General features: G+C 72.8%; 18 protein-coding genes. 4 read left to right on the top strand and 14 right to left on the bottom strand.

The genetic code is table 11. The features are described from left to right. Positions 1–4: 4 nt before the first annotated feature. Both kdpF and ACWC94_RS37570 read right to left on the bottom strand, forming a co-directional pair. Entirely contained in the window at positions 5–94 is a 90-nt protein-coding gene (gene kdpF, locus ACWC94_RS37575; RefSeq protein ID WP_009326374.1) for a K(+)-transporting ATPase subunit F, read from the bottom strand. Positions 95–301: 207 nt separating this feature from the next. Beyond that, positions 302–2191, bottom strand: coding sequence for an APC family permease (locus tag ACWC94_RS37570; protein ID WP_450801782.1), 1890 nt, complete (start codon positions 2189–2191; stop codon positions 302–304). Between the two features lie 582 nt (positions 2192–2773). Here ACWC94_RS37570 and ACWC94_RS37565 point away from each other — a divergent pair. Next, positions 2774–4351, top strand: a complete 1578-nt coding sequence (locus ACWC94_RS37565) for a Na+/H+ antiporter (protein WP_450801781.1) — start codon at positions 2774–2776, stop codon at positions 4349–4351. 206 nt (positions 4352–4557) lie between these two features. On the opposite strand, the gene ACWC94_RS37560 is transcribed toward ACWC94_RS37565, so the two are convergent. From ACWC94_RS37560 to ACWC94_RS37520, 9 genes are all read right to left on the bottom strand, one after another. Beyond that, positions 4558–5292, bottom strand: a complete 735-nt coding sequence (locus ACWC94_RS37560) for a VC0807 family protein (protein ID WP_450801780.1) — start codon at positions 5290–5292, stop codon at positions 4558–4560. A gap of 200 nt (positions 5293–5492) precedes the next feature. Next, on the bottom strand, positions 5493–7556 hold the full coding sequence (locus tag ACWC94_RS37555; RefSeq protein ID WP_450801779.1) for an SWIM zinc finger family protein: 2064 nt from the start codon (positions 7554–7556) through the stop codon (positions 5493–5495). Between the two features lie 761 nt (positions 7557–8317). Then, positions 8318–11182: an SNF2-related protein gene (locus tag ACWC94_RS37550; protein ID WP_450801778.1), complete on the bottom strand. Its 2865-nt coding sequence runs from the start codon at positions 11180–11182 to the stop codon at positions 8318–8320. Between the two features lie 97 nt (positions 11183–11279). Further along, a complete protein-coding gene (locus tag ACWC94_RS37545; protein WP_450801777.1) occupies positions 11280–11861 on the bottom strand; it encodes a sugar kinase in 582 nt (193 codons plus the stop codon). After that, on the bottom strand, positions 11858–13003 hold the full coding sequence (locus ACWC94_RS37540) for an ROK family glucokinase (protein WP_450801776.1): 1146 nt from the start codon (positions 13001–13003) through the stop codon (positions 11858–11860). Before ACWC94_RS37540 ends, ACWC94_RS37545 begins: the two co-directional genes overlap by 4 nt. 117 nt (positions 13004–13120) lie before the next feature. Continuing rightward, positions 13121–13891 carry an ATP-binding cassette domain-containing protein gene (locus tag ACWC94_RS37535; RefSeq protein WP_450801775.1) on the bottom strand — a complete coding sequence of 257 codons (771 nt, stop codon included), beginning with the start codon at positions 13889–13891 and terminating at the stop codon, positions 13121–13123. Beyond that, positions 13888–14955, bottom strand: coding sequence for an ABC transporter permease (locus ACWC94_RS37530; RefSeq protein WP_450801774.1), 1068 nt, complete (start codon positions 14953–14955; stop codon positions 13888–13890). The genes ACWC94_RS37535 and ACWC94_RS37530 overlap by 4 nt, the downstream gene beginning before the upstream one ends. Next, on the bottom strand, positions 14952–15956 hold the full coding sequence (locus tag ACWC94_RS37525) for a sugar ABC transporter substrate-binding protein (protein ID WP_450801773.1): 1005 nt from the start codon (positions 15954–15956) through the stop codon (positions 14952–14954). The genes ACWC94_RS37530 and ACWC94_RS37525 overlap by 4 nt, the downstream gene beginning before the upstream one ends. 333 nt (positions 15957–16289) lie before the next feature. Beyond that, positions 16290–17186, bottom strand: coding sequence for a Vgb family protein (locus ACWC94_RS37520; protein ID WP_450801772.1), 897 nt, complete (start codon positions 17184–17186; stop codon positions 16290–16292). A gap of 8 nt (positions 17187–17194) precedes the next feature. Here ACWC94_RS37520 and ACWC94_RS37515 point away from each other — a divergent pair, with 8 nt between their 5' ends. Further along, positions 17195–17434, top strand: a complete 240-nt coding sequence (locus ACWC94_RS37515) for a hypothetical protein (RefSeq protein WP_450801771.1) — start codon at positions 17195–17197, stop codon at positions 17432–17434. Positions 17435–17587: 153 nt separating this feature from the next. On the opposite strand, the gene ACWC94_RS37510 is transcribed toward ACWC94_RS37515, so the two are convergent. Next, complete coding sequence (locus tag ACWC94_RS37510) at positions 17588–17986, bottom strand: VOC family protein (RefSeq protein ID WP_450801770.1); 399 nt, start codon at positions 17984–17986, stop codon at positions 17588–17590. 247 nt (positions 17987–18233) lie between these two features. Between ACWC94_RS37510 and ACWC94_RS37505 the strand changes: the two genes are divergently transcribed. Then, positions 18234–18887: a TetR/AcrR family transcriptional regulator gene (locus ACWC94_RS37505; protein WP_450801769.1), complete on the top strand. Its 654-nt coding sequence runs from the start codon at positions 18234–18236 to the stop codon at positions 18885–18887. A 124-nt stretch (positions 18888–19011) separates the two neighbouring features. On the opposite strand, the gene ACWC94_RS37500 is transcribed toward ACWC94_RS37505, so the two are convergent. Continuing rightward, positions 19012–19749 (bottom strand): GntR family transcriptional regulator, encoded by a 738-nt coding sequence (locus ACWC94_RS37500; RefSeq protein WP_450801791.1) that lies wholly within the window; start codon positions 19747–19749, stop codon positions 19012–19014. Between the two features lie 130 nt (positions 19750–19879). Between ACWC94_RS37500 and ACWC94_RS37495 the strand changes: the two genes are divergently transcribed. Then, the gene (locus ACWC94_RS37495) at positions 19880–20896 is read left to right on the top strand and encodes a Gfo/Idh/MocA family protein (protein WP_450801768.1); all 1017 of its coding nucleotides are present in this window, start codon (positions 19880–19882) and stop codon (positions 20894–20896) included. Positions 20897–21116: 220 nt separating this feature from the next. Here ACWC94_RS37495 and ACWC94_RS37490 read toward each other — a convergent pair whose 3' ends face one another. Next, positions 21117–22301 (bottom strand): cytochrome P450 family protein, encoded by a 1185-nt coding sequence (locus ACWC94_RS37490; protein WP_450801767.1) that lies wholly within the window; start codon positions 22299–22301, stop codon positions 21117–21119. Positions 22302–22313: the final 12 nt, after the last annotated feature.

Here is a 22313-nt window from a genome sequence, read left to right as displayed (position 1 = left end):
GTGCTCAGAACCTCTCCGGGAAGATCAGGGCGAGGACGAGATAGCCCAGCAGGGCGACGGCCACGACCAGACCGACGACGTTCTCGGCGGTCACAGCTTCGTCACCCCCCGGGCGACAAGGGCCACCAGCGCGAAACCCGCCAGCACGGCGACGACGAAGGCCAGATCGGCCATCGCGAACTCCTGGAGTGAGGTTCGGTTGAAACGGACGGTTCGAGGAAACCGCCTGTCCGGCCGGATCCCACCGCCGTTGACGGCTCTCTTACGGCGGCCCGTACGGCCTTGACGGGACCCTTACGGCTCACGGCAGCCGGAAGCGCAGCCGGCAGATCACCGCGTCCGTCTCCCGCCGCACGGCATGCGCGACGACGGCACCCCGCTGGTTCTGCAGCAGCCGCTGCCACAGCCGCTCCGGCTCGGTCTCCGGGATCAGCACGGTGACCCGCGTGCCCGGCTCGGCGGCGGCCACCCCACGGACGTAGGCGGCGATCGGACGACCGAGACTGCGCCGCTCGGAGGTCAGCCGCACCAGCTCCACCCCCGGGTCCCACTCCGCCCAGGCCCGTTCCAGGGCGCACAGGTGGGCCCGGTCCTCGGGATCCGGGTAGCCCACGGTCACGGCCCGCACCTCGTCACCGAGCGAGCCGGCCGCGCTCAGCGCCTCCGACGTCAGCCGGGACAGGGACGACACCGGGACGATCACCAGCGAGCGCTCGCGGTGCGGGGCCTTCGGTATCCGGCCGAGGCCGAGCCGCTCGCCGATCCGGCCGTAGGCGCGGTGCACGGTCTCGAAGGCGGCCACCAGCACAGGCAGCGCGATCACGATCAGCCAGGCGCCCTCCTCGAACTTGCTCGCGGTGACGACCACGGCCGCGACACCGGTGAGCAGCGCGCCGAAACCGTTCAGCAGCACCTTCCCGCGCCGGCTCCCGCTGCGCTGTTCCCGCCCGCCCGTCCGGCCTTGGTCCCGTCCGCCCGCCAGGTGTTCCCTGCGCCAGTGCCGCACCATGCCCACCTGGGCGATCGTGAAGCCGACGAAGACACCGACGGCGAACATCGGCACCAGGGTGTTGGTGTCACCGCCGGAGAAGACCAGGAGCGCGGCCGAGACCACGGCGAGCGCGAGGACGCCGTGTCGGTGGACCTGACGGTCGGCCTTCAGGGCGAAGACATGCGGGGCGTAGTTGTCGCGGGCGAGCAGCTTCAGCAGGACCGGCAGCCCGCCGAAGGAGGTGTTCGCCGACAGCGCCAGCAGGATCATGGTCGCGAACTGGATGACGTAGAACGCCCCGTTGTGGCCGAGCGAGGCGTCCGCGAGCTGCGCGAGAACCGTGACGCCCTCGACCGGCTGCAGGTGGAAGCGGCCGATCAGCACCGACAGGCCGATCAGCATCACACCGAGTACGGCACCGAGGGCGACCTCCGCGCGCTGGGCCCGGCGCACCCGCGGCACCCGGAAGGACGGAACCGCGTTCGCGATGGCCTCCACGCCGGTCAGTGCGGCACACCCGGAGGCGAAGGCCTTCAGCAGGAGCAGCGCGCCCACGGCGGAGGCGTTGTCCGCGACGGCCGAGGCGTGCCCGGCCGCCGTCACCGTACTGACCGGACGCGCACGGAACAGGCCGACGGCGATGAGGACGAGGACCGAGCCGACGAACACGGCCGTCGGCACGATGAACGCCTTCGCCGACTCCACGATCCCGCGCAGGTTGACGCCGGTGATCAGCGCGAGCACCGCCAGGCACAGCCACAGCCGGTCGTCGTACAGGGCGGGGAAGGCGGAGGTCAGGGCCGCCACGCCCGCCGTCACGGCGACCGCGACGTTGAGGACGTAGTCCAGCACCAGCGAGGCGGCGGCCACGAGGCTCGTCCGCGCGCCCAGATGCGTCTTCGCCACGGCGTAGGAGCCCCCGCCGTCCGGGAAGGCCGCGATCACCTGCCGGTACGACGCCACCAGCACGGCCAGCAGGGCGGCGATGGCCAGCGTCACCGGCAGTGTGAAGCCGAGGCCGTGGGCGCCCGCGCCGGCCAGGACGAGGACGATGGCCTCCGGGCCGTACGCCACCGACGCCATCGCGTCCAGCGACAGCGCCGCGAGGCCCGTGAGGGCGGTCAGGCGGTGGCGTTCGCCGGTATCGGGGGGCTCCTCGCCGGCGGGGACGGCATCCGGCTCGGCGGTCAGGACGGACATGGGCGGGCGCTCCTTCTCTCTCCGGATCTCTCCGGCTTTCTCCGGCCGCGCACGAGAGCTGAAGTGTGCGCGGATGCACTCAGGTTCTGACCGATTCCGACCGCGTCCGGTTCTTCCTTGCGGCATCTTCGCGGCCAACCTGCGGATCTTGACGGGGCCTTGACGGGCACGTCCGACACAGCCGTATCAACCGGCCGGGACTACGCCGGGCGTGACGACGCGGCCCGGGTGCTGGTCTCGTACGCCGCGGACGGGATCGGCCACGGCGTCCGCCGCGTCGGTCACCGTCGTGAACTCCGGGCGGCGGGTCGGGCGGCGACCGCTCCGCCGAGGACCGGGCCGGCGTTCGTGTGCGGCAGGATCGTGCGGAGCGGGACGAGTGCGGGGGCCGCCGGGATGCCCGACGTACCGCCGGCGTCCCGGTCGGTCGATCGGTCCGGCACCGTGGCGCCGGCCCGGACGACCTTGACACTGTTTTGACGCGGACCCGCCCTATAGGGTGGGAGCAGGTGTGCCGGGAAGTCTGGTCGGCCGGAGGCCGGGGTGGCTTCCGCAGTCCCTTCGGCATTTCCAGGGAACGGCATGCGCAGCGTCGGTACGGTTCTCGCCCTCGTGGTCCTCGCCACGGTGGTCGCCACCTTCGCGCGGCGCTGGCGCATCCCCGCCCCCTCCCTCCTGGTGGTCGCCGGCCTGGCCGTGGCGCTGCTGCCGGGCACCCCGCAGATACAGATCAGCCCGCAGATCATCGGGCTCGTGGTGCTGCCGCCCCTGCTGTACGCGAGCGCCGAGGACATGCCGTGGCGGGAGTTGCGGGCCGTGTGGAAACCGGTCGGTATCCTCGCGATCGGTCTGGTCCTGGCCTCGGCCGCCGCCGTAGGAGCGGTGGCGGCGTTCCTGACTCCCCTGTCGTGGCGGATGGCGTTCGTCCTCGGGGCCGTGCTGGCCAGCACCGACCCGGTGGCGGTCACCGCGCTCGGCCGCCGGCTCGCCCTGCCGCCCCGGGTACAGGTCCTGGTGCAGGCGGAGAGCCTGTTCAACGACGCGACCTCGCTGGTGCTGGTCCGGGTCGCGGCCGGTGTCGCGGTGGCGTCGACGGCGGCGCACTGGGGCGCGGCGGGCGGCCAGTTCCTGCTGCTGGCCGGCGGTGGCACGGTGATCGGGGCCGCGGTGGCCGCGGTGATCACCCTGATCCGGCGCCGCACCGAGGACCCGGTGCTGGAGACGGTGATCGCGCTGACCACCCCGTACGCCGCCTATCTGCTGGCGGAGGCCGCGCACACCTCCGGCGTCACCTCGTGCGTGGTCGCCGGGGTGATCCTGGGCGGCCGGGGGGACCGGCTCACCAACGCCCGCATCCGGCTCCAGCTGCACGCCGTGTACGGCACGGTGGTGTTCCTGCTGGAAAGCGTGGTGTTCAGCCTCATAGGGCTGGCGCTGCCCGCACAGGTGCGGGCCCTGGCCCACGGCGACCGGTCGTGGCCGCTGTACGCCCTCGCGGTCGCCGCCACGCTCATCGCCGTACGCCTGCTGTGGCTGGCGCCGCTGTCCGCGGTGGTGCAGCACAAGGGCGGCTTCAGCCGGATGAACTGGCGGCTGCCGATGGTGCTCACCTGGGCCGGCACCCGCGGGGTGATGCCGCTCGCCGCCGCCCTGTCCATCCCCGAGGTGGCCAGGAACGGCACCCCGCTCGCCGACCGCCCGCTGGTGCTGGTCCTGACCACCTCGGTCGTCGTCGTCACCCTGGTCGGGCAGGGCTTCACCCTCGCCCCGGTCGTGCGCGCCTCCGGCATCGCCCTGGAGCCCGCCCACACCGCGCGCGAGGAGGCCCGGGCCCGCTCCCACCTCGCCCACGCCGGCCTCGCGCGCCTGGAGGAGCTCGCGGAGCTGGAGGCCGTACCCGACGTCGTTCTGGACCGGCTGCGCCGCGGTCTGACCGCCCGCCTCGACGACGCCCGCGACCGCCTCGCCGAGAGCGACGGCACCGACGGCACGGCCACCGAGTCCGCCGACCTGGTCTACCGCCAGCTGCGGCGCGACCTGATCGTCGTCGAGACGGGGGAACTCCAGCGGCTCTACGACGCCCACGCCATCAGCGACACCACCCGCCGCAGACTGCAGCGCGCGCTGGACCTGGAGGAGGCCCGGCTGACGGACGCCTAGGGCCTGTCGTCACACTCCCGTCGTCGCCCGGAGGGCGGCCCTGCGGCGTCAGGTGCGTGCTCTCGCCGTGCCGGGTGCTGACCCGCGTATGTACTTGGGTCCGCGCCCGGTGCGGCGAGTGGGGGCACCTCCCACGCCCTTGAGGCAGTGGGGGAGCGTGCATGGCGCCGCGGGGCAGACGGGAGTGTGACGACAGGGCTCAGGTCTCAGCCCTGGGCGGCGGCCGCGGCGGCGCGCTCCTCGCCTCTGCGCCGGGCCCGCTTGCCGTACGTGACCGTCCACAGGATGAGGCTGCCGAGGACGCCGTAGATCAGGACCGGGCTGAGGGTCACCATGGTGTCCGTGCTCAGCACGAAGGCCAGCGCGACGCGGACCACCGCCTCGAGGCAGTAGGCCACGCCCCAGACCGTCGTCATCGTCCGCGTGGTCCTGCGAAACCCTTCGAACTGCCACAGGCCGTTCCACCACGCGGTACTCGCGGCGGTGCCGTCGGTGGCGAACTTGCGGCCGAAGTAGAACATGAGCGGTCGCGGCGCCGGCAGCGTCGCCAGGCACAGCAGGCCGAAGAGCCCGGTAACGGCCGAGTCCTTGACCAGGAGGGCCCCGGCCGAGTGGGGGCCGACGAGTGAGACGACAGCCGTGATGACCAGGAACACCAGGGTCACGACGGCGAACTCGTCGAGGCGGCGCCGCCACGCGAGGTGCACGGCGCTGTCGAGCACCGGCCAGGCACCGCTTGCCAGCAGTGCGGCGAACTCGCTCCACCCGTGATCACGCAGGGCGTTGTACGTGAGGATCGGTGCCGCCACGTTCAGCGCGATGGTGAGGATCCAGCCACCCAGGGCGCTGCCCCGGGACCGGGCGGGCGGCTGCGGGCGTTCTTCCTGTGCCGCCCGCACGTCCGACATTCTTGATGTGCCCATGGCATCCTGAGCAGACATGGTTCCCCCCTGAAATTCCTGCTGATGAAAGCGGTCGCCACACGGTGAGGCGGGTGTGCGGCAGTGAGACGGACCACGGACCACCGTCAGCTCAGCACGCCCCGCCGGGCGTGATCATTCACGAACAAGATCCGTTTTGGCAAGGCGGCGGACCCCCCGGGCGCCTGGCGGAATCCGGCCGTGCCGGGTCCGGTCCCCGGTCAGGTGGCGTCCGGTGTGCCGAGACCCGTCAGGGCTCCCACGGGGTCGAGGTCCGGGGTGCCCCGGGGCCACCAGTCGTCCCGGCCGGGCTCCGACTCGTAGGCGTACCACAGGCCGTCGTGGCCCAGGCGGAGCTGGACATGGGCGCGCGGGTGGGTGAGGCGGTTGCGCCAGGGACGGAACGCCGGCAGGTCGGCGGCGAGCAGCAACGGGCGGGCCCGGTCGAAGCGGCCGGCCGGCGGATCCCACGGCTCCTCCAGTACGGCCAGCCCCGCCGGCCCGCCCTGGCGCCAGGCGGCGACGGCCCGCGCAAGGTCGGCCGGGGTACGGCCCGCGGCCGTGGCGAGCGCGGCGTACAGGGTGCGGGTGGTCGCGGTGAGGCCGGAACCGGGGCGGGCGGCGGCCAGACGCACCGCGTCCTGCCACAGGGTCAGCTCGCCCACCGGGTCGCGTCCGGTGCCGAGCAGCGCATGGGCGCGGGCGGCGGCGTCGGTCGCCAGCTGGTCCAGCGCGAAGGGGTCCGGACCGCCGGCCGCCGCCGGATACGCCGGTGGCTGCTCGGGGTGCGGGGGTGCCGGCAACGGCGGTGGCAGCGGCGGGAGCGCTCGCGGGGCCAGGGCATCGGTGGCCCGTACGCCGGGCAGGGACTGCCTCTCCCGGGCGGCGCGGGCCGCGCGGGCCGCACTGCGCCGGGACAGCGCGTCGAGCAGGTTCTTCTCGCCCCGGCCGCGCAGCAGGAGCAGCACGAACGGGTCGGCGTCGAGCAGCCGTGCCGTCTGGTAGCAGAGCGCCGCAGCGTGCTTGCAGGGGTGCCCGGAGTCAGGGCAGCTGCAGCGCGGGACGAGGTCACCGGGGCCGGGCAGCAAGGGGACCCCACAGTCGGCGAGCGAGTGGGGCAGCTCCTTGTCGAGCAGGGCGGCGATGTGGCCCGGCCGGTCGGCGGCAGCGTCCAGGAACCGCGCCCAGTCCTCGTCCTCCAGGGTGCGGACCCGCACCTGGACCCGGTACGGCCGGGGGCGGCTCCCGCGCACGTACGCCAGTACGAGCCCCGGGGTGACGGTGATCGCGTCCACGTGGCCCTGGTCCGCGTACCCGCGTCCGCGGGCCAGCCGCTTGGGATCCAGCGCACCCCGCTCCAGCGCCTCGACCCAGGCGTTCCCCCACCAGGTCGCTGCGAACGACGCCTCCTCGTCCCCCGGCTCGCGGGGCGCGAACGCCGCGAAGGTGCGGCGGAGTTCGGTGTCGCGGTGGGGGGTGGCCATGGTGGACGGCATGTGGGGGGATGCGGGGGCGGAGCGGCTGGGGACGGTGGGGTGCGGGACGGCCGTCTCAGGGGGCGCGTGCGGGGTGGCCGGCTCGGTGGGCGTGGGCAGCGGCTCGGCGGAGGTGGCGGACGGCGTGTCCGGGGACGCGGCCGGGGGGAGCTCCGGGCGCGGCTCCGCGCCGTCGGTGGTGGCGCCGGTTCCTGCTCCGGCGGTGTTCGTCTCCTCCGGGGTCTCGGACCACGTGGGCATCCGGAAGGCGTTCGCCAGGTAATGCCGCATGTCCTGGGCGGCCTTGAGCCGGGAGGTCCGGGAGGCGGCGTCCGGCCCGGACACGGATCCGGTACGCGGCTCCGCCACCCGCGTCCCGCGTCGGGCGGCCTCGTCCGCCCCCGCACGCAGCGCCTCCTGCCGGGCCGCGCGCAGCGCCTCGCGAGCGACGTCGCCGGGGCGCCCGCCCGCCGGGTCTTCGGAACGGGCCCGCGGCACCGCCCCGGCACGGTCCGGGGCGTCGTCCCGACCCGGGCTGCCGGCGCCGGCCGGTGCCGAGGCGGCGGTGGGGGAAGCGGCGGCCGGCTGCGCCTCCTCGTCTCCCCGGCTCGGGGGCACGGCGGCCGTCGGAGTTTCGCGTTCGCCCCGCCGCGCGGACACCGCGGCCCGGAGCGCCGCGCGGGCCGCGTCGCCGGGCCTCGGTCCGGTGGCCGCGGAGCCTGCCGGCGCCACCCCGGCCGGCGCATCCGCTGCCTCCACCGCGCCGAGGACGGTTGCCTCGGAGCCGCCCACGGCACGCTCAACGACCACCTCGCAATCACCGGCAGCCCCGAAACCACCGGCCGCACGATCACCGGCTGTCCCAGAGCCACTGACAGCACGGTCCACACCCGCACCAGAACCACCCGCCGCACGCTCCACGTCCGCCCCGAAACCACCGGCCGCACGCTCACCGACCGCCCCAGAACCACAGGCCGCATGATCACCAGCGGCCACAGAACCACCGGCCGCACCAACCACACCCGCCCCAGAACCACCCACCGCACGCTCACCGACCGCCCCAGAACCACCCACCGCACGCTCACCGACCGCCCCAGAACCACCGGCCGCACGCCCCACGCCCGCCACAGAACCACCCGCCGCACGATCACCGGCGGCCCCGGAAACACCTACCGGTCGATCACCGGTCCCCTCCGGTGCCTCCTCGACTCGTCGAAGCCGCACGCCGGTCACCTCGGACGCACGCGGAACCGACCTCTGGGACGCCCTCTCCTCACGCTCAACCGCGTCCTCAGGCCCCCTCTCACCCAGTTCCACCGCCGCCCCCTCTGCCGCACCCGACCCGCGCTGGACCGGTCCCTCCGAGGCGCCCGGACCGAGTCGCCCCCCTCCCCCGGGCGCACCCGGATCGGCCTGCCCCGGTCCCTCAGTCGCGCACAGCCCGTCCTGAACTGCCGCCGACGACGCGCCCGGTGCCGTCGCGGCCCGCTCCGCGCGCTCGGCCTCGGCCCGTTCCCGTGCTGCCCGCAGGGCGCGGCGGGCGGCGTCGCCGGGGCGGGGGGCGGGGGCTGTCATGCGGTCCTCCGCAGGGAGACGAGGTCGGACAGCTCGCGGTCGGTCAGTTCGGTGAGGGCCGCCTCGCCGGAGCCGAGGACGGCGTCGGCCAGGGCACGCTTGGCGGCGAGCATCTCGGCGATGCGGTCCTCGACCGTGCCCTCGGTGACCAGGCGGTGGACCTGGACGGGCTGGGTCTGGCCGATGCGGTACGCGCGGTCGGTGGCCTGTTCCTCGACGGCCGGGTTCCACCAGCGGTCGAAGTGGACGACATGGCCCGCGCGGGTGAGGTTCAGGCCGGTGCCCGCCGCCTTCAGGGACAGCACGAGGACCGGGGTCTCGCCGTTCTGGAAGCGGTCGACCATGCGCTCGCGCTCCGGGACCGGGGTGCCGCCGTGCAGGAGGTCGACGGGGATCGCGCGGGCGGACAGGTGGGCGGTGATGAGGCGGGCCATGCCGACGTACTGGGTGAAGACGAGCGCCGAGCCGTCCTCGGCGAGCAGGGTGTCCAACAGCTCGTCCAGCAGGGCTAGTTTGCCGGAGCGGGCGGCCGGCCGGCCGACGTGCGCCTCCTCCTTCAGGTACAGCGCCGGGTGGTCGCAGATCTGCTTCAGCGCGCCCAGCAGCTTCAGGACCAGACCCCGGCGGGCGATGCCCTCGGCCGTCTCGATGGCCAGCATGGATTCGCGCACCACCGCCTCGTACAGCGCGGCCTGTTCGCGGGTGAGGGGCACCGGGTGGTCCGTCTCGGTCTTGGGCGGGAGTTCGGGGACGATGCCGGGGTCGGACTTCTTGCGGCGCAGGAGGAACGGCCTTACCAGGCGGGCCAGGCGCTCGACCGCCTCCTCGTCCTCGCCGTTCTCCACCGCTCGCGCGTGCCGGGCGCGGAAGGACTTCAGGGGGCCGAGGAGTCCGGGGGTGGTCCAGTCGAGCAGGGCCCACAGTTCGGAGAGGTTGTTCTCGACCGGGGTGCCGGTCAGCGCCACGCGCGCGGGGGCCGGGATGGTGCGCAGAGCCTTGGCGGTCGCGGAGTACGGGTTCTTCACGTGCTGGGCCTCGTCGGCGACGACCATGCCCCAGGGCTGTTCGGCCAGGCGGGCCGCGGTGGAGCGCATGGTGCCGTACGTGGTGAGGACGAAGCCGCTCTCCAGTCCGTCCAGGGTGCGGTCGGGGCCGTGGAAGCGGCGGACGGGCACGCCGGGCGCGAACCGGGTGATCTCCCGCTGCCAGTTGCCGAGCAGGGAGGCCGGGCAGACCACGAGGGTCGGTTCGGGGCGGGCGCGCTTCAGGTGCAGGGCGATGAGGGTGACGGTCTTGCCGAGGCCCATGTCGTCGGCGAGGCAGCCGCCCAGGCCGAGGGAGGTCATGAGGTCCAGCCAGGCCAGACCGCGCAGTTGGTAGTCACGGAGGGTGGCGGCGAGGCCCGCGGGCGGGTCGGCGGGGCGCAGGCCCGCGGTGAGCCGGTCGCGGAGGGTGGCCAGGGCGCCGACCGGGACGGCCTCGACGGTCTCGCCGTCGACGTCGGCGGTGCCGGTGAGCGCGACGGACAGCGCGTCGACCGGGTCGAGCAGGCCCAGTTCGCGCTTGCGGGCCTTGCGGACGAGGGCCGGGTCGACCAGCACCCAGCGGTCCCGCAGCCGTACGACCGGACGGTGGGTCTCGGCGAGGGAGTCCATCTCGGCCTCGCTGAGCGGGTCGCCTCCCAGGGCCAGCTGCCAGCGGAACCGGAGCAGGTCCTCGCTCTCGAAGAAGCCGGTGCCGTCGGTCGCCGAGCCGGGCGCGGGGCGGACCACGGCGGTGGCCGTGAGGTCGCGGGCGAGGTCCCGCGGCCAGTGCACGGCGACCCCGGCGGCGGCCAGCCGGGGGGCCGCCACGCCGAGCAGTTCGCCGAGTTCGTCCTCCGACAGGGCGAGGACGTCGGGCGCTTCCTGTTCGGCGAGCCGGTCCAGGGGCGGCCACACGCGTGCGGCGCGCCGCACGGCGAGGGCGGCGTCCACACGCGCACGGGGCCCGAACGCCGTGTCGGCCTCCCCCGCCCACAGCGCCGCCGCGTCGGCCACCAGGGTGGGGTCGGCGAGGCTGTGCACCTGCACGACGGCGGCGCCGGCGTTCCTCAGGTCGGTCGCCCGCCCGGCACTCCGAGCCGGTGTCGCGGCGGCGTCGAAGACGTCGTACGCCGACAGGTCCAGGCGCAGCGAGATCCGCACGCCCGCGTCCATGCCTGCGGCGACCTCGGCCGCCCACTCATGGGCCTGCGGCAGCGCCACCGGCTCCCGGGCGGCGAAGGGCCGGCCGCAGGTGAACGGGGCGGCCGGGGTGCGGGGCAGGGTGTCGGCGACCGCGTCCAGGAAGTGGCGGACCAGGGCCTCCGGCTCGGGCAGCCGCAGCGGGCCGGGGTCCGGGAGGGGGACCGCGTGGCCCTCGGGGGGAAGGGCCGCGGCGATCGCGCGGGCGTGGGCGATGTCGTCGGGTTCCAGCGGGCCGGCCCGCCAGGCGTCGTGCCCCTCCGGGGTCAGGCCGGGCAGCAGGCGGCCGCGCGCGACCAGCCGCAGCGCGTGCAGGGCGGCGGCGCCCCAGCAGGCCGTGGCCGGATGCGCGGCCGGGTCGCGGCGGGCCCGGACCAGCACCGGCAGGGCCTCGGTGAGCGGCAGGGACAGCGCGGGCACCTGCCGGCGGCGCACACCGGCACCATGGCGTCGTACGACCGTGAGGTCGGCGGTGTCGCCCTCGACCCGGCCGCCGTCGGGGTCCCAGAAGGCGATGCGGCCCTCGCGCGGAAGGGGTGCGGGCAGGTAGACGGAGGCGAGGCGCACCGGGACCGGGTCCCCGGCCGGGCCGGTACCTCCCGTGCGCTCGGCCACCGCGGCCGTGCCACCGCTCATACGTCCTGCCACCTCCCGCCCGTGTGTCGGATCAGACGTCTTCGACTCTACGGGCGGGGTCTGACAATCGGCCCCGGGGACCGGCCGGGGCCGGTACTCACGGCACCGTGCGCGAGACGACGTAGACCATCGGGTTCTTCGGGTCGGACAGGTTCACGACCACGTCCTGGGTCGGCGCCGGGTTCTTCTGCCCGTGGGTCAGTCCCCACCAGGGGCCGGTTCCGGTGAAGTGCCAGCCGCTGACCTTCTGGTCGCGGGTGCCGATGGCGATGTCGCCCTTCTTCAGCCGGTCCCGGCGTGTGCCCATGGTCTGCAGGAAGCTGTCCAGGCCGGCGGAGTTGGTGCGGAACTGCGTGTAGAGCCGGCTGGTCTTCCAGTTGTTCGTCTCGTAGGAGGCGATCTGGTCGGCCGGGTGCGGGACGGGCACCTGGTAGAGGCGGATCTGCACCTTCGACGGCCAGCCCGGGGTCAGGCCGGTCGCCGAGTACTTCGCCTCCTTGTCCTTGCCGCTGTCGCGGCTCAGGTTGGCGGAGATCACCAGGTAGCGCGCGGGCACGCCGATCAGCAGGCCGATGATCAGCAGGGTGAGCACGCGGCGCCTGGCCTTGTGCCGGGAGGTCTCGGCAAGGCGGTGCGGCTGGTCCGGCGCGGCGGCCTGGCGGGGCAGCGACGCGCTCATGCGGTGTCCCGGTCGCGGCGGGCCTGGGCGTACCGCTCGTAGCGCTCGTACCGTTCCACCCGGCGGCGCTTGGCCCGGCGGAACCGGCGGGCGACCAGCCGGGCCAGGTCGGCGGCGCCGACCATGCCGGCCTCCGGGCCGAGCTGGGCGCGGGTGATGCGGGCCTCGGGGCGGTAGCCGCGGCCGGTGAGGTGGCGCTTGAAGGCGTCCCGGGCCGGGCCGATGAGCAGGTCGTCGGCGGCCGAGACGCCGCCGCCGATGACGAAGCAGGACGGGTCGAGGGCGGCGGCCAGGTTGGCGATGCCGACGCCGAGCCACTGGCCGATGTCCTGGAGCAGCTCCACGCACATGGCGTCGCCCTCGCGGGCCAGCTCGGTGATCATCGGGCCGGTGATGTCGTCGATGTTGCCCTTGACGTGCTCGATGATCCCGTAGGCCACCGGCGAGTCGGCCGCCGCCAGCTCCTTGGCCTCGCGGACGAGCGCGTTGCCGGAGCTGTACTGCTCCCAGCAGCCGCGGTTGCCGCACGGGCAGCGGTGCCCCCCGGGGACGACCTGCATATGGCCGAACTCACCGGCGACGCCGAACTTGCCCCGCTTGACCTGGCCGTCCTCCAGGATGGCGCCGCCGATACCGGTGCCGAGGGTGATCATGACGAGGTGGTCCTCGCCGCGCCCGGCGCCGAAGCGCCACTCCGCCCAGGCCGCGGTGTTGGCGTCGTTGTCCACGAGGACCGGCACGGAGAGGCGCCCGCTCAGGCGGTCGCGCAGCGGTTCGTTGCGCCACGACAGGTGGGGGGCGAACAGCACGCGGTTGCGGTCCGCGTCGACCCAGCCGGCGGCGCCGATGCCGACCGCGTGCACGTCGTGCCGGTCGGACAGGTCCAGGACCAGTTCGGCGATGGTGTCCTCGACGACCTTGGGGCTCTTGGACTTGTCCGGGGTCTCCGTGCGGAGCTTCTCCAGGATGTTGCCGTCGGCGTCCACGACGCCCGCCATGACCTTGGTGCCGCCGATGTCGATGCCGACGGTGGGGACCCGGGGGGCGGTCAGGTGTGACCGGCGTTCCCTGGTGCCCACGGTGCGCAGGACGGGAGCTCGGCGGGAGCCGATGGGGGCGGTGAGGTCGCGGTAGGTGCTCATCGTTCGTCGATTCTGCCTCACCGCCGGTACGGGTTGCGTACGGGACAGGAGAGGGGGGTGCGCGAGCGTCGCCGACCGCGGGTGCGGTGTGGCTTGTCGCGCAGTTCGCCGCGCCCCTCAACCACGCTGCAGTTCATGGCGTAGAGCGTCCAGGTCGGACCCTCCCGCCATCTGCTGGGTCAGCTCGTCCAGCGTGATCTCGTCCCGTGTGTAATTCCCCACCATCGTGCCCCTCCGCAGCAGCACGAACCTGTCCCCCACCAGGTACGCGTGGTGCGGGTTGTGGGTGATCAAGACAACGCCCAGGCCCTCGTCGCGTGCCGCGGCCACATATTTCAGGACCACACCGGACTGCTTCACCCCCAGTGCCGCCGTCGGCTCGTCCAGAACCAGGACCTTCGCCCCGAAGTGGACCGCGCGGGCGATCGCCACGCACTGGCGTTCGCCGCCGGAGAGGGTGCCGATGGGCTGGTCGACGTCCCTCAGGTCGATGCCCATCCGCAGCAGTGCCTCGCGGGTGGTGCGGCGCATGAGGTCGGTGTCCAGGCGCTTGAAGGGGCCCTTGCCCTTACGGGGCTCGGAGCCGAGGAAGAAATTGCGCCAGACCGGCATGAGGGGGACCACCGCCAGGTCCTGGTAGACCGTGGCGATGCCGCGGTCCAGGGCCTCGCGCGGCGAGGAGAGGGTCGTTTCCTCGCCCTCGATGCTCAGGGTGCCGCCGTCGTGCCGGTGCAGACCCGCGACGATCTTGATCAGGGTGGACTTGCCGGCTCCGTTGTCGCCGAGGACGCAGGTGATCTCGCCGGGGTGGACCTCCAGCGAAACGCCTTCGAGGGCGCGGACGGTGCCGTAGTGCTTGCTGACGTCGGCCAGCTCGACCAGTGTCACTTGTTGACCTCCGCGCGCTTCTTGACCCAGGCGTTGAGCAGGGTCGCGAGGAGCAGCATCGCTCCGAGGAAGAACTTGAACCAGTCGGGATTCCACTCGGCGAAGACGATGCCCTTGCTGGTCATGCCGAACAGGAGGGCGCCCACGGCGGAGCCGATCGCGCTGCCGTAGCCACCGGTGATCAGGCAGCCGCCGATCACGGCCGCGATGATGTAGATCAGCTCGTTGCCGACGCCCTCGCCGGACTGGACGGCGTCGAAGGAGAAGAGCAGGTGCTGGCCGGAGATCCAGGCGCCGAACGCCACGCCCATGTAGAGGCCGATCTTGGTCCTGGCGACCGGGACGCCGACCGCGCGGGCCGCGTCCTGGTTGCCGCCGACGGCGAAGATCCAGTTGCCGGCACGGGTGCGCAGCAGGATCCAGGAGGCCACCGCCACGAGGCCGAGCCACCACAGGATCGTGACCTTGACGTCGACCCCGCCGATCGTGAGCGTCGAGGCGAAGACCGCGTGGGCGGAGGGGAAGCCCTCCATGTCCCCGATGGTCTTCGTCGACACCGTGCCGTCGATCAGCTTGGTGAAGCCCAGGTTGATGCCGGTCAGCATCAGGAAGGTGCCCAGCGTGACGATGAAGCTGGGCAGCTTGGTGCGGGTCAGCATGAAGCCGTTGAAGGCGCCGACGGCCAGGGTGACCAGGAGCGAGACACCGACGCCGACCCAGGTGTTCGCCGTCATCTGGTAGCTGAACATCGAGGAGATCAGCGCGGAGGACGTCACCAGGACACCGGCCGACAGGTCGAACTCGCCGCCGATCATCAGCAGCGCCACGGGTACGGCCATGATGCCGATGGTCGAGGAGGCGTACAGGACGGTGCTGAGGCTGGAGGCGCGCAGGAATCCGTCGGCGGCGCCGGCGAAGAAGACGAAGACGGCGAGCGCGCCGACGACCGAGCCCAGTTCCGGGCGGGAGAGCAGCTTCCGCAGCGGCGAGGTCCGCAGAATCCTTTCGTCGGCCGTCTCGCCGGTCGCCTGTTCCGCACCGGCCGGTTCGGTGGTCGCGGTCATCGGGTGCCCCGCTCGGTGTACTCGGCCAGCGCGGAGGCCTGGTCCTTGGTGATGATCTGCGGGCCGGTCAGGACCGGCTTGCCGCCGCCGAGGACGTCGCCGTTGTACTTGTAGGCCCACAGCAGGTCGACCGCCTCGTAGCCCTGGAGGTACGGCTGCTGGTCCACGGCGAAGCCGAGGGTGCCGCCCTTCAGCGAGGCCGCGACCTTGGCGTTGAGGTCGAAGGTGTCGATCTCCGCCTTGCTGCCGGCGTCGCCCTTCGCCTTCACGGCGGTGTCGGCGTACGGGGCTCCGAGGGTGACGACGGCGTCGATGGAGCCGTCGGCCTGCAGCTTGGCCTCGACGGCGGACTGGACGTCGGGCATGTTGGTGCCGTTGACGTAGAGCTTCTGCAGCGTGCCGCGGAAGGTCTTGGCGATGCCGTCGCAGCGCTGTTCGTGGCCGACGTTGCCCTGCTCGTGCAGCACGCACAGGGCCTTCTTCTTCCCGCGCCTGTTCAGTTCGTCGCCGACGGCCTCGCCGGCGATCGTCTCGTCCTGGCCGATGTGGGTGAGGGCGCCGAAGGCCTTGGACTCCTCGGAGCCGGAGTTCACCGTGATCACCGGTATGCCGGCCTTCTCGGCGCGGGCCACGGCGGCCTTCATGGCGTCCGGCTTCGCGAGGGTGACGATGATGCCGTCGACCTTCTTGTCGACCGCCGCGTCCACCAGCTGCGCCTGCTGCTGGGCCTCGTCGTCGTGCGAGTACAGGAAGTCGATGTTGTCCTTGACGGCGGCCTGCTTGGCGCCGCTCTGCACGATGTCCCAGAAGGTGTCGCCGTCTCCCGAGTGGGTGATCATCGCGAAGGTCCAGCGCGGGGTGTTCACCGCCGCCCTCCCCTGGGCCGCGGCGGCCTTGCGGGCGTCCTCGGCCCGCTTGCCTCCGGTGCTGCTGCACGCCCCCAGGGACAACGACAGTGCCCCTGTCAGCGCGATGACCGCCCAGGTCCGAAACCGTGCCACGAGGCAGTGCCCCTTCTTGCTGTGTTGTTGCTCCGACGGACGAGAGGGACTGCCGATCGCCTCGGCAGCCCCAAACGCTCCAGTATCGAACACGGGTAACACTCGTGACACAGCAGGGAGCACCCACCCGTCCGCTTGTCCGGACATTGCGACGAACCGCTGGGTGCCGTCAGGGGGTAGCGCCGGGGTAAGCCCGAAAGCCGCCAGTTCTTGATCTCGGTGCCCTGCGTGGTCGCCGCCGTCACCCGTTCGGCCGAAGGTCGTCGGTGCTGGGTTCCTCCCCGGCCACCGTACGGGCGACCACTTCTGACGGGGTGTGAGGGGGCAGCCTGGTCAGGCGGTGCTGTCCGCTGGAGCGATGCGGGCGAGTACGCCGATCTCCAGCGCGGTCCACAGGGCGCCGTCGGGACCGACGGTGATGCCGTGTGGTTCGGAGTGGGGGGTGGGCAGGTCGTGGACGGTGACTGAGCCGTCGGGGGTGATCGTGCCGACGCGGTTGCCGCCCCATTCGGTGAACCATGCGGTGCCGTCATCGTCGACGGTGACGGCGTGCGGTCGGGCGGTGCGGCCGGGCAGCGGGAACTCGGTGATCTGCCCGTCGGGAGTGATCCGTCCGATCTGCCCGGCGGCGATCTCGGTGAACCACAGCGCTCCGTCGCGGCCTGCGGCGATCCCCACCGGTGCTGCCGCCTCCGTCGACAGGGGATGGAGGGTGACCGCACCGTCCATGTCGATCCGCCCGATGGCGTTCGCCTGGTTGAGGGTGAACCACATCCCGTCGTCACCGGCGGTGATCGCGGAGGGGAACGCACCCGTGACCGGGAGCGGGAACTCGGTGATGTGGCCGTCGACGGTGATACGGCCGATACGGTCGGCGGCGGTCTTGGTGAACCACAGCGCACCGTCGGGTCCCGCCGCGATGCCGAACGGTCCGCAGCCGGGGGTGGGCACGCCGAATTCGTCGATGATGCCGTCTGTGGTGATCCGCCCGATCCGGTCCGCCCGGTACTCGGTGAACCACAGCGCGCCGTCGGGCCCGGGTGTGATGACGGTCGGCCCGCAGGTGGGGTCGAGCCGGTGGCTCGTCGGCTCCCCGCCGGGGACGAGCCGGCCGATCCGGCCGCTGTGGACGAGGGTGAACCACAGCGCGCCGTCCGGTCCCGTGGTGAGGGCGTAGGGTCCGGCCGCGCTGTCGGCCACCGCGTGCTCTTCGACGGATACCTGGATCACATGACTCAATGGGGCTTTCCCAATCCGTGCTCGGTGGCGATGCGTTCGATGCCGACCGGGGTTCCGGCCACGATGGTGCGGGCGTGTGCGGTGACCAGCTCGGCGGGCCAGTCCCACCACGCGGCGCGCAGCAGCCGCTCGATACCGGCGTCGTCGAAGCGCTGCCGGATCGGTCTGGCCGGGTTGCCGCCGACGAGGCGATCGCGCCGTACTTGCCGATGACGAGGCGCTCTGACCCGTGGCCGTAGAGGACGTTGCGGTGCTCGAATTCCGCGGCGCCGTACGGGGCGTCGTAGGAGGTGTACTCACCCACGGCGGGGTTGCGGGATGTCGACGGCGCACACGGTCCGGGCCGGGCGTTGCCGGGGCATGGCCCGGATGTGGCCTGACGCGGTGGGACCTCAGGCGTTCTCGGGGGCGGACGGGGTGACCCACTCGACGAACTGGACGATCACGCCGTTGGGGTCGGTGACCTGGAAAAGGCGCTCGCCCCAGGGCTCCTCGCGCAGCGGCATGGTGATCTCGACACCCTCGGCGCGCAGCCGCTTCTCCTCGATCTCGATGCCGGTGGTGGTGAAGGCGAGGATCAGGCCGGAGGCGTGCTGATCACGCTGGTCGGCCGGCAGCACTGCAATGCCACGTGCGAGCAGGACGATGTCCATCGCGGCGTCACCGCGCGACAGGGAGGCGAATCCCTCGGCAGCGGCCTGCTCGACGTAGCCGAGGTGGGCGGTGAAGAACCGCTGGGACGCGGCGACGTCGTCGACGGTGAGCGAGACGGTGGACGCAGTGATCTGCAAGGGGATTCTCCTCAGTGGTTTCCGGGAGACGGAGGTACGGGTGCCGGGTGAGTGGAGCCGGGGCGCGGTTGTCCCGCCCGGTCAGGGCCGGGCCGATCTTGACGGGTGCGATCCGAAGGGCGACAGGACGGGACTCGAGCATGGGCGCATCCGTTCGTCGCCCCATAGGAAACTTACGACGGACATAAATTTAGACTCGCCCCCTGAGGGCGTCAACATAAAAATGCTACGAGGGTAAAATTGCTCCATGACTACTGCCGCCACCTCGTCCGCACCCCCTACCGGCCTGCGGGAATCCAAGAAGCAGGAGACCCGGCAGCTCATCTCCGACGTCGCCACCGGCTTGTTCCTCGCCCAGGGTTTCGAGCGGACCACCATTGCCGAGATCGCTGCCGCCGCGCGGGTGGCGAAGAAGACCGTGACCAACTACTTCCCGCGCAAGGAGGATCTGGCTCTGGACCACCAGGACGCCTTCATCGCCTCCCTGGCCGGTACGGTGACCGGCCGTCAGGCCGGCGAGTCGGCCCTGTCGGCCCTGCGTCGCGCCTTCACCGACGCGGCCGCGGACGCCGACCCGGTCGCCGGGTTCTCCGGCCCCGACTTCGCCCGCATGATCGCCGACAGCCCCACCCTCTCCGCTCGACTGCGCGACCTGCACGACCTGCGAGAGGCCGCCTTGGCCGACGCCTTGGCCGACGCCACCGGCACACCGCGCGGCGACATCACCCCCCGCACCGCCGCCGCCCTGCTCGGTGCCGTGCACCGCACCCTGTTCCAGCGCATCCAGGAACTCACCCTCACCGGCCAGGACAACGCCAGGATCTCCGCCACCGTCATCGCTGAGGCGGACAGCGCCTTCCGCCTGTTGGAGCCTTCACTCGCCGCCTACGCCGCAGCATGAGCCAGACGTCGTCCGTCGGCGTTCCGACGGTGCCCAGTCCGTGGCGGCAGACGCGATCCACCGAAACGTCCGCGCTTCGAGATCAAGAACTGGCGGCTTTTGGGCTTGCCTCGGCACTACCCCGTCAGGGCCGGACGAGCAGCTGGAACTCGAAGGAGTAGCGCGTCGGACGGTAGGTGTGGTCGCCGAACTCGACCGCGCGGCCGGTGTCGTCGAAGGTGGTGCGCTGCATGGTGAGCAGCGGGGCCCCCTCGGCCTCGCCGAGCCGCTCGGCCTCGGCGGCCGTGGCCCCGCGCGCCCCGATGGACTGGCGGGCGCTGTGCAGGGTGATCCCCGCGGAGCGCATCAGCCGGTACAGGCCGGTGGCCTCCAGCTGGCCGGTGTCCAGGTCGAGCAGGCCGGGCGGGAGGTGGTTGACCAGGTACGCCATCGGCTCGCCGTGCGCGAGGCGCAGCCGCTCGACGCGATGCACGTCGCTGCCCTCGGGGATGCCGAGCGCGGCGGCGACGGCGGCGGAGGCCGGCAGGACGGTGTTGACCAGCACCCTGGTCGCGGGGCGCTGACCGGCCGCCTCCAGGTCGTCGTAGAGGCTGCTCAGCTCCAGCGGGCGCTTGACCTGGCTGTGCACCACCTGCGTACCGACACCGCGGCGGCGCACGAGGAGCCCCTTGTCGACGAGGGACTGGATGGCCTGGCGGACGGTCGGCCGGGACAGGCCGAGCCGTGCGGCCAGCTCGATCTCGTTGCCCAGCAGGCTGCCGGGGGTGAGGCTGCCGTGCTCGATGGCGGCCTCCAGCTGCTGGGAGAGCTGGAAGTACAACGGCACCGGGGAGCTACGGTCCACACGGAGGTCGAGCGACACGGTCGGGTCCACATCTGGTTTCGGCACGGGCTCGAGCGTAGTCCCGTGATCGGTTGACGGGAAGTTGTGTAGTCCGATTGTCCGGACATACGCATTGACAGGGTACGGGGTCCGCCCTCACTTTGTTCCCATGCGCATCGGGGTCATCGGTACGGGCCGCATCGGCACCCTTCACGCGAGAACGCTCAGCCGTCACCGCGAGGTCGGTTCGCTGATCCTCACGGACGCGGATCCGGTGCGGGCGCAGGCGCTGGCGCACCGGCTGGGCGAGACGGCGGCGCCGGGCGTGGACGAGATCTTCACATGGGGCGTGGACGCGGTGGTGATCACCACGGCGACGCCGGCCCATGCCGAACTGATCGGCCGGGCGGCCCGGTCGGGGCTGCCGGTCTTCTGCGAGAAGCCGATCGCGCTCGACCTGCCGGGCACCCTGCAGGCGCTCGCCGAGGTGGAGACGGCCGGAACGGTCCTGCAGATGGGGTTCCAGCGGCGCTTCGACGCGGGATACGCCGGTGCCCGCGAGGCCGTGGGCTCAGGACGGCTCGGCCGGCTGCACACCGTGCGCGCGATGACCTGCGACCAGTCCCCTCCCCCGCCCGAGTGGCTGCCGCTGTCCGGCGGGCTGTTCCGGGACACGCTGATCCACGACTTCGACGTGCTGCGCTGGGTGACGGGCCGTGAGGTGGCCGAGGTGTACGCCACCGGCTCCGACGGCGGTCTCCCGCTGTTCCGCGAGGCCGGTGACGTCGGTACGGGCGCGGTGCTGCTCACGCTGGACGACGGCACGCTCGCCACGGCGACGGCGACCCGGCTGAACGGCGCGGGCTACGACGTGCGCATGGAACTGGCCGGGGAACGGGACACGGTCGTGGTGGGCCTGGACGACCGTACGCCGCTCGCCTCCACCGAACCGACCGGGCCGCCGCCCGCGGACAAGCCGTGGACGGGGTTCCTGGAGCGGTTCGGGCCCGCGTACGAGGCGGAACTGAACGCCTTCGTGGACGTGATCCGCGGCGAGCGCACCAACCCGTGCGACGGCCACGAGGCGCTGCAGGCCCTGCGGATCGCCGAGGCCTGCGAGGTCTCCCGACGGGAGCGGCGCCCGGTGCCCCTCACCGACATCCCGGACCGGGTGCGGGCGTCGTAGCGGGGTCGGTACGGCTGCGGTACGGCGGGCGGCGGCTCCGGCGGACCGTCGGCCGGGGCCGACCGGGGGCCGGGCCGCTCACCGGCGCCGAGGGTGCCGCCGCGCCCACCCGTGCCGCCCCGGCGGCACGACTGCCCACAGCCACACCGGTACGACCACGACTTCCCGCCGAGCCGCCGGCACCGGCGGCTCGGCCGGGCAGGGTGTCGGCCCTGGGGAACTACCAGCGCACCGGCAGGCTGCGTACGCCTCTCATCAGCAGGCCCGGGAGCCACTCGCCCGGGTCGCCGTCCAGGGCGAGGCCGGGGGCGCGGCGGAGGAGGGTGCCGATGGCCGTGCGGCCCTCCAGGCGGGCCAGGGGTGCGCCCAGGCAGTAGTGGATGCCGTGGCCGAAGGCGAGGTGGCCGCGGGTGTCGCGGCGGATGTCGAAGCGGTGCGGGTCGTCGTAGCGCTCGCCGTCGCGCTGGGCGGCGGTCAGGCTGATCACCACATGCGCGCCCCGCTCGATGGCCGTACCGGCGATCTCCAGGGGCTCGGCGGCGAACCGGTAGGTGGCGCTGTGCACCGGGCCCTCGTAGCGCAGCATCTCCTCGACGGCGCCGTCCAGGAGGCTCATGTCGGCGCGCAGGGCGGCGAGTTGGCCGGGGTGGGTCAGGAGGGCGTGGACGCCGTTGCCGATGAGGTTGACGGTGGTCTCGTGGCCGGCGATCAGCAGCAGGAAGGCCATGCCGCGCAGTTCCTGCGCGGAGAGCCGGTCGCCGTCCTCGGCGGTGGTGCGGATCAGATCGCTGAGCAGGTCGTCGGCGGAGCCGGAGCGGCGCTTGTCCTCGATCAGCTCGGTGAGGTACGCGCCGAGGCTGACGACCGCGTCGTACGCCGTCTGCTCGTTGGTCGGCGCGACCACCTCCGTGGACGTCTTGCGGAACTCCTCGCGATCCATGTCCGGGACGCCGAGGAGTTCACAGATGACGGTGATGGGCAGCGGGTAGGCGAGGGAGGCGATGAGGTCGGCGCGGCCGGCCGGGAGCATCTCGTCCAGCAGTTCGTCGGTGATCTGCTGGATCCGCGGGCGCAGCTGTTCCACCCGGCGCATCGTGAACGCGCGCGTGACCAGGCCGCGCAGGCGGGTGTGCTGGGGCGGATCGGTGGCCAGCAGGTGCTGGCCGATCATCTCCTGGTCCATGACGGTCACGCCGATCTTGGCGGTGTCCTTGGCCAGCCGGGTGTCGGCGAGGGCGGTCCGCGCCTCCTCGTACCCGACGACCAGCCAGGCCGGGTCCTCCCAGTCCGGCAGCCGGACGCGGTGGACGGGGCCCTGCTCGCGCAGCCGGGCGTACACCGGATGAGGGTCCGTGCGCAGGGCGTCCCCGAACTCCCTCAGATCGACCACCTGTTGCCTGTCCATCGCTCCCCTTCC

Source organism: Streptomyces sp. NPDC001135 (genome assembly GCF_053598395.1).
This window is presented reverse-complemented; position numbering and strand designations above follow the sequence as displayed.